This window comes from Gracilibacillus caseinilyticus (genome assembly GCF_022919115.1).
GTDB lineage: Bacteria > Bacillota > Bacilli > Bacillales > Amphibacillaceae > Gracilibacillus > Gracilibacillus caseinilyticus.
Map to the genome: position 1 here is coordinate 265,816 of NZ_CP095072.1, position 13,513 is coordinate 279,328.

8 protein-coding genes, 6 tRNA genes and 1 pseudogene are annotated in these 13,513 nt (G+C 36.7%); all 15 read right to left on the reverse strand.

Annotation, left to right across the window (positions count from 1 at the left end; translation table 11 throughout):
• Positions 1-178: 178 nt before the first annotated feature.
• Positions 179-1,663 carry a 23S rRNA (uracil(1939)-C(5))-methyltransferase RlmD gene (rlmD, locus tag MUN88_RS01185; RefSeq protein WP_244719896.1) on the reverse strand — a complete coding sequence of 495 codons (1,485 nt, stop codon included), beginning with the start codon at positions 1,661-1,663 and terminating at the stop codon, positions 179-181.
• Positions 1,664-2,073: 410 nt separating this feature from the next.
• Complete coding sequence (locus MUN88_RS01190; protein WP_244719898.1) at positions 2,074-2,496, reverse strand: VOC family protein; 423 nt, start codon at positions 2,494-2,496, stop codon at positions 2,074-2,076.
• A 75-nt stretch (positions 2,497-2,571) separates the two neighbouring features.
• Positions 2,572-3,552: a sigma-70 family RNA polymerase sigma factor gene (locus MUN88_RS01195; protein ID WP_244719900.1), complete on the reverse strand. Its 981-nt coding sequence runs from the start codon at positions 3,550-3,552 to the stop codon at positions 2,572-2,574.
• A gap of 785 nt (positions 3,553-4,337) precedes the next feature.
• Positions 4,338-4,844: an RNA polymerase sigma factor gene (locus MUN88_RS01200; RefSeq protein WP_244719902.1), complete on the reverse strand. Its 507-nt coding sequence runs from the start codon at positions 4,842-4,844 to the stop codon at positions 4,338-4,340.
• A 582-nt stretch (positions 4,845-5,426) separates the two neighbouring features.
• The gene (locus MUN88_RS01205; RefSeq protein WP_244719905.1) at positions 5,427-7,613 is read right to left on the reverse strand and encodes an MMPL family transporter; all 2,187 of its coding nucleotides are present in this window, start codon (positions 7,611-7,613) and stop codon (positions 5,427-5,429) included.
• A 710-nt stretch (positions 7,614-8,323) separates the two neighbouring features.
• A complete protein-coding gene (locus MUN88_RS01210) occupies positions 8,324-8,719 on the reverse strand; it encodes a hypothetical protein (RefSeq protein WP_244719908.1) in 396 nt (131 codons plus the stop codon).
• On the reverse strand, positions 8,716-9,780 hold the full coding sequence (locus MUN88_RS01215; RefSeq protein ID WP_244719911.1) for a HAMP domain-containing sensor histidine kinase: 1,065 nt from the start codon (positions 9,778-9,780) through the stop codon (positions 8,716-8,718). The genes MUN88_RS01210 and MUN88_RS01215 overlap by 4 nt, the downstream gene beginning before the upstream one ends.
• 30 nt (positions 9,781-9,810) lie before the next feature.
• Positions 9,811-10,482 carry a response regulator transcription factor gene (locus MUN88_RS01220; protein WP_244719913.1) on the reverse strand — a complete coding sequence of 224 codons (672 nt, stop codon included), beginning with the start codon at positions 10,480-10,482 and terminating at the stop codon, positions 9,811-9,813.
• Between the two features lie 1,065 nt (positions 10,483-11,547).
• Positions 11,548-12,768: pseudogene (locus MUN88_RS01225) on the reverse strand (ISL3 family transposase).
• Between the two features lie 199 nt (positions 12,769-12,967).
• A tRNA-Leu gene (locus tag MUN88_RS01230) sits at positions 12,968-13,049 on the reverse strand.
• Positions 13,050-13,059: 10 nt separating this feature from the next.
• A tRNA-Cys gene (locus tag MUN88_RS01235) sits at positions 13,060-13,133 on the reverse strand.
• 50 nt (positions 13,134-13,183) lie between these two features.
• Positions 13,184-13,258: transfer RNA gene (locus tag MUN88_RS01240), tRNA-Gly, on the reverse strand.
• A 6-nt stretch (positions 13,259-13,264) separates the two neighbouring features.
• Positions 13,265-13,339, reverse strand: a tRNA-Gln gene (locus tag MUN88_RS01245).
• Between the two features lie 13 nt (positions 13,340-13,352).
• Positions 13,353-13,428 (reverse strand) — tRNA-His (locus tag MUN88_RS01250).
• A 14-nt stretch (positions 13,429-13,442) separates the two neighbouring features.
• Positions 13,443-13,513: transfer RNA gene (locus MUN88_RS01255), tRNA-Trp, on the reverse strand.

Genomic DNA, 13,513 nt, shown 5'->3' on the forward strand with positions numbered 1-13,513 from the left:
ATCATGGTCTTTATGTTAAATTTAAAATGTTATAATATAACTCATATTTCCATAAGAAAGACCTCTAGCATTTGCTTTTTTGTGTAAAAGTAAGACACTAGGGGGCAAAAAATCCCTCGAACCATTAGTCCGAGGGATCATAAAACATACTTTAATTTTTAGTTAAAAACCACTAAATCTATTTTAACTCTATCAACGCTACACACTCCACGTGCACCGTCTGTGGAAACATATCCACTGGCTGCATCTCTGTTACCTTATATCCGTTCTGTACTAAATATCTCATATCCCGCACCTGTGTCACCGGATTGCAGGACACATAAACTATACGTTCCGGCTTAAGCTTAACAACACTAGACAAGAATGCTTCATCACTTCCGCTTCGTGGTGGATCCATAATTACTACATCTGCTTTCTTACCACGTGCTGCCATCTCCATCATGAATTCGCCGGAATCGCCTTGATAGAAACGGGCATTTTTCACGCCGTTGCGCTTTGAATTGCGGATTGCGTCTCGAACAGCATCCTTATTCAACTCTACCCCAATGACTTTGCCAGCCTTTTGACTAGCAATCAGACCAATTGTACCGATCCCACAGTACGCATCAATTACGGTTTCACTTCCAGACAACTTGGCCATTTCAATGGCTTTTGCATATAACTTTTCCGTCTGGACCGGGTTAATCTGATAGAAGGATTTCGCGGAAATATCAAACTTCATTCCACAAAGGGTGTCTGTTATAGTCCCTTTACCGAACAACACTTTCTCCTGATCACCTAGAACCATGCTCGTATTCCGGTTATTAACGTTCATGAGGATGGTCGTAATCTCTGGGTGAGCCTTCCTAAGAGCTTTTACAAAATTATTCTTCCCTTTAAAAATAGGTGAAGCTACAACCAGCACCACCATGATCTCACCACTGACCTTGCCGACCTTCACCAGTACGTGACGCAGGAAGCCTCGTCCAGTGTCTTCATTATATGGCTGCATTTTAAAGGACTTCATCATGTTCTTAATCGTTTGCCAAATCTCATCCGCTTTCGGATCGTGAATGAGACACCGATCCATCGAGATAAGCTGATGACTATTCTGAGCGTATAGCCCACCAATAATCTGCCGTTCCTTATTCAGACCAAATGTTGTATGGCTCTTGTTCCGGTAATCATACGGATGGTCCATCGTTAAAATGGGTTCTGGTTTACCGAATGGTTTCATCAATTTATCTATTGTTTCCTGCTTGAAACCTTCCTGAGCCTGCTCGTTCATATGCTGCAGCTGACATCCCCCACAATCATAGTAATAGGAGCATATTGGCTTAATCCGGTCTTTTGACGAGGTGATTACCCGCTTCAATTCCGTATGAACATATCGCCCACTAGTGGACAAAGTAATCTCAGCCGTTTCACCTGGCAATAGATGCTCTACCTCTAGCTGCTTTCCTTTCCACTGAACGATGCCTTTCCCCTCATTGGTCAGGCCTGTGCAGGTCACCACTAAGGTTTCAGATTTCTTATTACCTCGACGCTTATTTGTTGTCGAGGGCTTACCATGGAATTTGTCGCCCTTTTGATAAGTCAGTGCGGAGCGCTTTTTCCCATATGTTTTTTTCGATTGATTGCGTGTTTTTCCCGGTTTATATCCATTCTTTTTGCTTTTATTCATAGGCACTTCCTATCTATTTTTCTTTGGTTTCCCATTATATACTATCCAAAGACAGTAGTAAAACTAACTAATACAAAAAGACTGGCACCAAATATTGGATGGAAAAGTCCTACTTCTATCTAATGCTCATGTTACTAAATAGTAATCATGAAGGGAATAGGGATCAGAGGCTCCGCTTGGACAAAAGCTCGTATGAGGAGACTGCCCCCTTCAACTATGCTAGCTATAATAAAACTTTGCACTATAGAGAAGGTTCACTGTCCTCCCCGTAGAAATTTGTCTATGAACCTCTCATCACTAAAGTGACGAGTTTTTTTTGGCGAACATTCATAAACTTTTTCCACAATATCTCTCCCTTTTATTATAAAAAAAGAGTTGCGCAATCAGTCACGCAACTCTTTAACCGTCATTTAATCTTCAATCTCTGTATAAATTTGAAAGGTCACGCCAAACTTGTCCGTTACATCGCCAAATCCAGGGCTGAAGGGTTCTTCTTTAAACGGTAAATTGATTTGACCGTCTTGCCTCAAAGCTTCATATATTCGTTTTGATTTTTCTACTTCGTTTGTTGTAATGCAAATAGTTATCCGTTTCCCGTTTTCAATAGTCGAATCGCCTGGGGCATCAGATAACATGAGTTCTGTTTCACCAACTTTTAATTTGGCATGCGCCACAAGACTCTTTAGCTCGTCCGTGAACGTATTAGGCATGTCTGGCATTTCTCCGTAAGTAAAAATGGAGATAATTTCTGCACCAAGGGTTTCTTCATAAAACTGAATGGCTTCCTTTGCGCGCCCCTCCAAAGTAATATATGGGGTAAGTTTTACCATCATAGATTCTTCCTCCTCGAGTTTGGATTGAATGGAAATTGATCATTCATAAGTATAGACGTTCCTGCCACTGTAAAATCATCGGTTTGTCGCGAAATTCTTATTCGCATCCAAATCTGTCGGCAATCCAAATCGAACAAATAAATCAAAGTCTATGAAATGATGGATATGGGCGATCTTTCCATGGCTCATCTCGAGGATATGTATTGCCCATGGTGTCAGCAACCCTTCTCGTCCATTTGGTACATATTGAGCATAAGCGGGACTATTGCCATTAGCATGGATTGGTAGCAACCGGGAACCCAAACAATGGCTCCGTGTTAAGTGATAGAATTCAGACAGATTCGAGTTGCCGCGAACCCACATCGTAAATGGTGGCATTGACAAGCTACCGTTCTCGTTGAATAGAGATAATAACGCATCAATATCGTACTTCTCAAACGCTTCTACATAACGAGCAAGCAACTGTTGATCCTTTTCCGAAACTCCAACCTGCCATTCATTGGAATGCAGATTCGATTGGGCGATCGTCCTTCGTGCTCGTTGCAAAGCACTGTTAACGGCTGCCGTGGTCATCCCCAACACATTAGCCGTTTCACTCGCTGACCATCGGAAAACATCATATAAGATTAGTACGGCCCGTTGCCGAGGTGGCAATATTTGCAGGATCGCAATAAACGATAATCGAATCGTTTCTCTGCTAACAACGATATCCAGCGGATCGCCAACTGTATCAGGTGTTGGCCATATCCAGGAGGCTCGAGGTAATTGGTCCCTAGGCTCTGTTACACTAGTGGCCGGTCCTGAGATATCCATTGGGAGCGCCCGTCTCTTTGCATTCCTTAGCTTATCTAAACAAACATTCGTGACGACACGATACACCCATGCTCTACGCGAAGAATGCTCCCGAACCTGATCCCAATTCTGCCAGACGCGGACCATGGCATCCTGTACCGCGTCTTCCGCCTCAAAAATCGATCCCATCATCCGATAACAGTATCCGGTTAATTCAGGACGGAGCTCCTCGATCATATCTATTTTTCCATGCTTTTGGCACATTTTACATCCTCCTTTTTTGGACCCTCAAAACTCACCCCATTGCGGTTTTGAATTTGCGCTTAATTTGTCAATACGGTAAAGTTCTCGATTGAATCAATTTCATAATTGCTCTTTTAAAAAAGACCTGCAGATAATCAAATATTTATTTAAAAAATTTTCTGCAAGTAGCTTGTTGTTGATATGACAATACCTTTAGATGATCTGCAGCTGATTTGGGGGGATTATAAACTTCACTGCAGTCCGACGCTTGAAAAGCTTTTCCAGACATTAGAACCGAGAGCTAATGCCGTATACCGATTGATGGATTTGCTTGTAAATAGGGTTCATAATCATTACCAGTATCCATGTTCTGTCAGCGCACAAATAAAGTGTGTTTATTTATCCCTTTTAATAACGGGATAGCAGGTGGATTAATAATTATGAAATTCACTCAACTAGTATCTTAGTATTATTTTCAGGAATATATATTGGCAAACAGAAAATAAGCTTGAAAATTATGTGATCTCAATCTTGAGTCTCACCTTTTCCAGCTATTCTTTTTATGGTGGTAGAAGTTTTGAGATAGGGGGGTTCTTCCCATTAATGCGGTATAAATTCTTATTTTATCTTTTACCAATAAGCTCGGCAACTGGGATTAAACCTGCTTTCATTTACTCATTAATAGACATCAACAGAATGTTTAATTCCTTTTCTTTTGTATATCTTCCTATGGACCTAATCGAATTAATAGGATGAACAGCTATTAAAGTGACAATCTCGCAGTGTTGTAATAGATAAAGGGGTATTCAAAGAATGATTACCTGTTCATCTTCTATAAGCTGCTTTTTAAAATAATATGTAGCTCTACTCAAAGTGGTCTTTACTTTACTTGTTGACCAATTTAATTGCTCTCCCGTTTCATCTGTTGTATAACCTAGTAATTTTCTAAAAATGATTACTTGTTTATAAGATTTTTTTAATTTCTCTAGTGAATTAATAAAGTCCATATTATTCTCTGCTAAAACGTCTGGATGCCATTGTCGGACTGAATTACTCCTTAACTCATTCAGACAGTTATTAAGTACCTTTTGCCTTCGAACATGATCAATAGCAATATTATGCGCAATTCTAAATAACCATGGCTTCACATTAGCCTCTTTTTTTAATGTGTTTATTTTTACTAGTGCCCTTATGAAAGTTTCTTGCATTAAATCCTCGGCTTGATGATAATTATTTAATATGCTATTTATATAATTCGATACATGTTTACTATATTCTATATACAATTCCTCTATATACTCCTCATTTGTCATATTAATTCGCTCTCCTATTTGTTATTTTGTAATCTGTATTATATCAGTCACAATTCTTTTATTAGATATTAGATGTTTATGAATCATCTAATAACACGCTTTAGTAGTAAATAAGGGTAACTCAACATTATTACCGGAGCGATTAAAGTCATTAAAAACCAAGTATACTTTGAACGATCATCCCTTATTACCCAAACGAAAAAAATTAATCCAATCAGCAAGTAAAACAAAACTACTATTGTCCAATTCAATTCAATATCCCTCTTTTCTTAATTGCTCCTTCCATGTATCTGTTCATGACCATAAAATCTTTGTATTTCTGTCCAGCAGAATACATGTTCATTACTAAAACTAAAACACTATTCTCTTTAATCAGCTCTGTTACATTCATTATGAGTATAAGTTGTTATGATGATGTTAGAAAAATGTTTACAAAAGATTAAATTTCATCATATACGGAACTACCGATTTAGTGGGTGATTCATAACGTGTCTAATTTCTATACGGATTAATCTATACATGCTTTCTCTTAAAAAAGGAAGAAAATGAATTTAACAACCATTTTCTTCCTCCCATTATCTACTAACTTACATTTCTTTCCTTGTATTCATTTTGGGAGAACTCTTTCATAATTGTTTCTCCTTCAATATCAAAGTTGGGTAGTATTCTATCTAACCATTTTGGAATATACCATGCTGCACTTCCCATCATCGTCATAACAGCTGGTACAATCGCCATTCTTACCACAAAAGCATCAAACAAGACACCGAATGCTAATCCTAGTCCCATTTGTTTTATAGTAGGGTCATGGGAAAAGATAAAACCAGAGAATACAGCTATCATAATTAAGCCAGCTGCGGTTATAACTGCTCCATTTTCTTTCATCCCCGTTAGAACAGCTTGTTTTGCATTTTTTGTATAAATATACTCTTCTCTCATTCTACTTACAAGAAAAACTTCATAATCCATAGCTAAGCCAAATAGTATACCAATACATAATACAGGTAATAGAAACAATACAGCACTAGTTCCTGGAAAACCAAATATGTCAATCAAATTACCGTCTTGTACAACCAACACTGTAAAGCCTAATGTTGCTGCAATGGAAAGCACAAAACCCAAGACAGCTTTTAATGGAACAAGTATAGACCTAAAGACTACCATCATGAGTACAAACGCAAACACAACAATAAACATAGCGAAATTAGGGAGAGCGTCCATTATTTGTGCGGTGACATCAATGTTAACAGCTGTGGAACCAGTAACCATAACTTTGATACTATGCTCATCAGATAGCTCTCTTATTTCTTTCACTATTTCTTTTGTTTCTGGGTCAGTAGGACCGTTCTCAGGTGTTACATTCATGATAAATTTATCACTTGCCTGATTTGGCATTGCAGGAGTTACAGTCTTGACGTCATCTAACTCACTTATTTTTTTCGACAATTGTTCTATGTTATCTTCTGTAGTATCATTAATATTAAGAGGATCCGCAATCACAACTAAAGTTGAATGAAAGCCTTCTCCATAGCCTTCTGCTAATAGATCATAGCCTTCTCTCTCTGCAAATTCATATGGTTTGTCCCCATTATTAGGAAGTCCAAGATTTAAGTGAAAGAATGGAATAGCTAATGTTACTAAAGTTGTAATACCCACTATCGCAACCAAGAATGGATGTCTAGTGACAAATTTACCCCATTTGTTTGAATTTGTTTTCGTATTAGCACGAGTAATTTTTCTTAAAAACGAATTGCTTTTCTCTGGGTGAATTCTATGGCCTACTAATCCCAATATAGCTGGTACGACTATAATAGCTACAATAATGGAGAGAAGAACGACTACAGCTGTAGCTAGACCCATCGTGGTTATAAACGGAATCTTTACGACAGAAAGCCCTATTAATGCAATAATTACTGTAATGCCCGCAAAAACAACAGCATTACCTGCCGTTCCGTTTGCGATCGCAACTGAATCTTTAACAGAATATCCTTTTTTCAATTGTTGTTTAAATCTAGAAAAGATAAATAACGCATAATCAATACCTACTGCTAGTCCAAGCATCCCTGCCAAGGTAAGCGAAACAGATGATATATCAAAGTAATTCGTTCCTATTAAAATTAATAATATACCTATTCCTAACCCAATAAGAGCTGTAAGAATTGGCATACCTGCAATCAAGAATGATGCAAAAGTGATCGCCAGAATAACATAAGCGATAATAACACCTGCAATTTCACCTGGTCCGCCACCTGCTTGTGTTTTTTCGAATTCCACACTTCCAGCTAATCCTGTCTCCATACCTGAATTACGGGTTATATCCAAGTTATCTTCCACTAATTTTTTTGATTCTTCCGTAACATTATCGGCAACTGTATCGTAAGTGACGATAGCATAACCAATCTGTTTTTCAGGGTTTATGTTACCAAGTTCAGCAGGGGTTTCAACAGATTTAACAGTGTCATCTTGCTTTATCACATCAAGTAATTCCTTGATAGCTGAACTGTTCTTTTCAGAGTCCAAACTTTCATTCTCACCAGCCTTGAATACGATATGTACTTCACCAAGACTTTCTCCACTCGAAAATTCTTTGCTTAAAATTTCCATTGCTTCTTTCGATTCTGTTCCTGGCATAGATGTTCCTCCATTAAAGGACATCCCCATATTAATTGCTATTCCACCTAAAACAACAATGGAAAGCATAAACAAAGCTAATACTTTCTTACTATTTGAACCTGCCCACTTTCCTAATTTAAATAATAATTTTGCCATTTCATTATGCTCCTTTTCAAACTGATTTTCTTTTGGTAATAATGTTTAATGCTACGCAGACGACAAGGAAGATGACTAATAAGCTACTCCCCATCTTAAGTAATTCTTTCATATAAAAACTCCTTTCCTGTAGATGGCCCCATAACACTCATTGCCTTGAGGTGTGTATTTAACTTCTGTAATCATTATTCAATGAAGATGTTTAGATGATGTAAGAGAAATGTTTGCAAAATATTAATTTGTAAAAAAATCAAATATTCTACAGCATTATTATTCAAAAATATTATAAGTAGGGTCAGATTGAATAAACATAATAAATCTATTGAATTAGATAAATGATGATGGATTGCCTAAATAGTGTGGAATTATTGTAGGGGGAGTTGCGAAGACGACTATTTTTAGTAATGAATGTAGTTGTTCCCATCATACCAGTCTAAAAATTGCATACTTTATGACATAAATAAAAACATGAGCCTGTATAAAACCTAGACTCATGCTTTTTCGCATTACTGACGTTTCCTGCTTTTAATTGCAGTACATAACAATATCGATTATCATTTATTCTTCATTCAACGAAAACTATTCTTATTTTACTGTTTCATAATTTGAGCCCATTGAAACAGTATTAATTAAAATCTGAACTATAAGAACAAAGCAATATCCTAATTTCTTTCCTTTAAAAAGAGTTACTTATATAACCAATACTTAGGTCAAGATTCTAAAACATCATCGCATAATTTAATTATTCTCGAAGAATACTTTTGCTTTCTTCTTTTCAAGATCTTCTGATTGATCGGGTAAGCAAGAAACAATACAATAAAACCAAATGCGATATTAATAAGTCCAAAAAATAAATAATCTTTTACTAGCCACAAGCTTAAACCACTACCAATTATAAAAATCCCTAGTACGACTAAAAAATAAAATATTATTAATGCTGGTACTTTGACCTTTTTATCCAGTGCTCTTAATTGTTCCATTTTATCTATATTTACATTCTCATCCATGTACTGTAAACGAATCTGTTCGACCTCTGAGCGTATCTTTTGCTTTGATACAGAATGATAAGTAAAACTATAACCTTTGTTATCTTTCTGATCTGTCATATATACTCACCTCTTAGTGTTTTCTTAATGCGCACAGTAAAAGTAGTCCCTTTACCTAGCTCACTTTCCACTGATAGATCCCCCTCAATTATATCTATCACTCTTTTTACCATTGCAAGACCTAAGCCATTACCTTCTTTGGCATGAGAAGTATCACCTTGATAAAATTTGTCAAAAATATGTTTACCAGTCCCCTCATCTATACCACATCCGTTGTCTTGCACCTGTACTTCAATTGCATCTGGATGATTATTTAATGTAACTTTTATTAAGCCATCCGGAGGAGTGAATTTAACAGCATTAGATATAAGATTGCTCCATACAATTTCTAAGAGGTTCTCATCACACGATAAATAGGCATCGTCAATATCAACGTGTACCTCGATATTTTTCTCACTCCATGCCTCTTCAAAGGAAAGTAAGCTGAATCTTAACTGCTCACTAATATTATATTCTTCTTTATCCGGATAAATTTGCTGATTTTCTAGCTTATTTAATTTAAGTATATTGGTGACCAATCCTGTTAATCGTTTGCTCGCATCTTCTATCGTTCGAGCATATTCGATTCTCTGTTCCTCACTCAGCGTTTCACTTTTCTGCATGTTTGCATAATTTTGAATAATGGCAAGCGGCGTTTTTATCTCATGAGAAACATTAGAAATGAAATCCGTTTTCAACGTTTCCAGCTTGGCTAATTCATCTGTCATTTTATTAATTTCATTACCAATTTCATCAAACTCATCCATTTTCCCCATATGTCGAGAAGGAATTTTAATGGTGAAATCTCCTTTTGAAATCCTTTCTACTGACTCCAGAATTTTTCGAACCGGTTTTTCAATCGTGTATTTTCTTCGTATGCTATCAATTAAACTTATTGCAAGACTAATTAATATTAAGTTTCCAATAATATATACTTCTATTAATAGTCCTGAAACATCATCGACTCTCGTATAAAGTAAAATACTGATAGAGCAAGCAGTCAATGTTAATAGAAAATAAAATAAAAAATTATAAAAAGAAGACAAAGTATAGCTTCTCTTTTTATTATTTTGCTTTTTCATAACTCCCACCACATCCTGGTTTAGTAATACCTATCTTTCTTTCAAAACCGCCTTATACCCCAAACCATGCACAGTAACGATTTCAAAAGCAGTCGATTCACTAAATTTATTTCGTAATTTCGTAATATACACATCCACAGCACGAGGTTCAGATTCGGTTTCATATCCCCAAAATTCATCCATTAATTGTAACCTAGTAAATGTCTTTTTTGGATAAGACAAAAGTTTATATAATATTTGAAATTCCCTTAAGGTTACTTTAACTGGCTCTTCATTCAAAAAAGCAGTTACCTCCTCAGCATTTAGAACTAAATCACCGACTCTAAGTTCTTTTTCATTTGCAATATTTGCTCGTCGAATCAGTGCTTCTACACGCATAAGTAACTCTTCCAATTCTATTGGTTTGACCATATAATCATCAATTCCCATTCGATAACCTTTTCTTTTTGTGTCATCTAATGCTGACACAAAAAGAATTGGAATGGTTTTATTTAGTCTTCTAACAGAGTCAGCAAATTCAAATCCATCTATCCCCTTCATCATGATATCAGACACAATAATATCAATCTTTTGTTCTGTGAGTGTTTCCATCGCTGTATCAGCATCTAAACAACTTACTACAGTGTACCCTTGGTCACTTAAATATTTCCACATTACTTTGTTTAATTTTTCATCATCTTCTACAACTAATATACTACTCATCTTGTACCTCCTCGTATTTTGAGAAAAAGTATATCACAAACTTGTTAAAAAAATGTTAAAGTACATATAAATGTTATAATCAAGATTAATTGCCCTTCATAATAATAGTGGATTTCAATTTTGCATTTGGCACAATGAACAATAAATTAATTACTATTTTCAAACGATTTTATTTAAATTTAACATAAAAATGAATGGTTGTTATAGAAAGCATGTTATTATTTACTGGGATGAATTCGTTATCTAATTAAATTACCAATAATTTGGCTTACACTTTCTAACTTAAAATCAAATATTGAAGAGTAAATGGAAATGTATTACATTTACTTAATTTGATTTAAAGATTTATTACTTCCATAACCATTGAGTTAGGTATAGAGCCTCCTGCTTGTTTAATTAGTGCTTCAACAGTCATAGCATTCATTATTCTAGTCATGGATTCAGACTGTTTCACATTTTTGCCACGTCTCCACGTTTAGACTTTACAAAAGCCATCATATCGTCTAGGACTTGGGCTCCCTCAAGACTTTTCCGAATATCCGCCATTACATCTTTAATAGAAAATATCCCTCGGGCTTACTCGGACTAAGCGACCGGTACCAACTAGATAAAACCATTCAGCTTATCAATCCAGATGGGGACCCAATAAGGCTAAATGACATTACAGGTATCTATATGTTGGTACAGTGGAAAAGTAAAAATACGGATGAAATACAAGAAGACAAAATAATATACTTTCAGTAAATAGCTCAACAGCTCTTAATGGCGAAACTGATGCAAATAGATATACTAAATATGCAACATCAATTGATTCAGCTAAGTTTTATAGGTTAAAAATATGTAGAATTAATGTTGGTATTTGTTAACCCATCAACAGGGGAAACTAAAGATTTACACTGGATTACGGAGATAAGTTTACCAAGAAATTTTATCTAAGCAATAAATTACCTGGTCAATACTATCATATGAAAGAAGGAATCACTAAATTATGACTAATAGAAGTAGTTCCATTTGAGAAAATGGTTCTGCGTCAAATGTTGGGGTAGGAATCTTTGCTCCTATCCCTTAACCAACTTGAAAATCTAGGTTTTTAAATTGATGATGCAGTAATACACGTAACCTTAATCGATCGTATCGTTTAAAGCCAAATGCATTACGTTTAATAACCTTTGTTTGGTTATTTAGGCCCTCCACAAATCCAGTGTTGTAGTCAAAGGCAAAACTATTTAAAACTTCTGCTTGCCAGTTCTTGAGTGTACCAGCGGCTTTGATGAACTCATCTAGTCCTGCTTTTTCTACCTGTTTGTAATAGTTATACAGTCCTTGTTTTACTTCACCTAAATCTTTTGTTCCAACCTTTTTCGCTCCTTCAAACCAGGAGCGGAATGCTTCCTTTAAACCATAGGCCTGTCGTAAATCCTCCGACAAGCCTAAATATCTGTCTAAATACCAGTGTTGCTTACTACTCAGTTCTTCATATCGTTTATAAAAAATGTGTTTCATACGCTTGCACTTTTTGCGGTCGTAATCATGGAATTCTTTTTGAACACGTCTTCTCACTCGTTCTAAAGCCCAATAAATATACCGACAAAAGTGGAAGCGATCTGCAATGATGATGGGGTTCCGCAAAGCCTTTTGAACTGCTGACTTAAAGCTTTAGCTCATATCCATGACAACCATCTTTACTTGAGATCCTTTTTTAGCTAAGTACTTTTTAATCGTACGTACAGAGCGATTCGGTAATATATCAAGCGGGACACCCGTTTCTCCATTTGCGATGATTACTTGGTATTTACCTTCTGTTGTATCCCCTTTATATTCATCGATAGCTATTACTGGTGGTAACGTGTCCACTTCTTTTAAACTAGTAGCTGCTAGTTGATCAAATCGACGAATAGCTGTTGTTTGAGAAGTTCTGAACTGACCAGCAGTATCTTTAAAGTTTTTTCCCTGAATAACACGAAGCCCTAGGGCTTGATTCCATTCCTTTGAATGTCTTTGATATCGCCCTACAACTTGGTTTTTCTCAGGAAACCTCTTTCCACAAGTACAAACGTATCTTCGCTTCCTATAAAACAGATAAGATGTTCGTTCAAAGAGCTTTAAGTGTTGTACCTTTTGTATTCTATAGTCATGGACGTGGCTTGTTCTTTCCCCACAAGCAGGACAACGGTGTTTCTTAACAGGCAACTTTATATGTAAGTAAAAGTCCCCCTCCAACTCCTCCATCTTAGTAACAATAACACTTTCTAATCCTGGTAAATTCATGTTAAACTGCATGTACACGCATCTCCTATCCCTTTGGTTTGTTTCTAGTCCATTCAAGTGTAAAGGATATAGGAGCTTGCGTGTTTTATTATGCTTAATTTTTTCAAACCCCAACATATATAATAGAGCCTATTTTGTAGTGTTATGAGAATACAAAAAAGCTCCGCACTTATTAGTGCGAAGCCTTGATGTTACAACGTTTTAGTTGTGTATTTAGTACCGGTGGCCGGGGTCGAACCGGCACTCCGTGAGGAACACGATTTTGAGTCGTGCGCGTCTGCCAATTCCGCCACACCGGCATAATTATGATGGAGGCGGCAACCGGATTTGAACCGGTGATAAAGGTTTTGCAGACCTCTGCCTTACCACTTGGCTATGCCGCCTCGATATTATATAGTATATGAAAATAATACTTGAATATGTTAAATACAAATGGAGCGGAAGACGGGATTCGAACCCGCGACCCCCACCTTGGCAAGGTGGTGTTCTACCACTGAACTACTTCCGCTTAAAATGGCTGGGCTAGCTGGATTCGAACCAGCGCATGACGGTACCAAAAACCGTTGCCTTACCGCTTGGCTATAGCCCAATAAAATATATAATGGGGCGACCAGTGGGGATCGAACCCACGCGTGCCGGAACCACAATCCGGTGCGTTAACCACTTCGCCATGATCGCCATCACAAGAAAAACAGGGGTAGTAGGAATCGAACCCACACTGGAGGTTTTGGAGACCTCTGTTCTACCGTTAAACTATACCCCT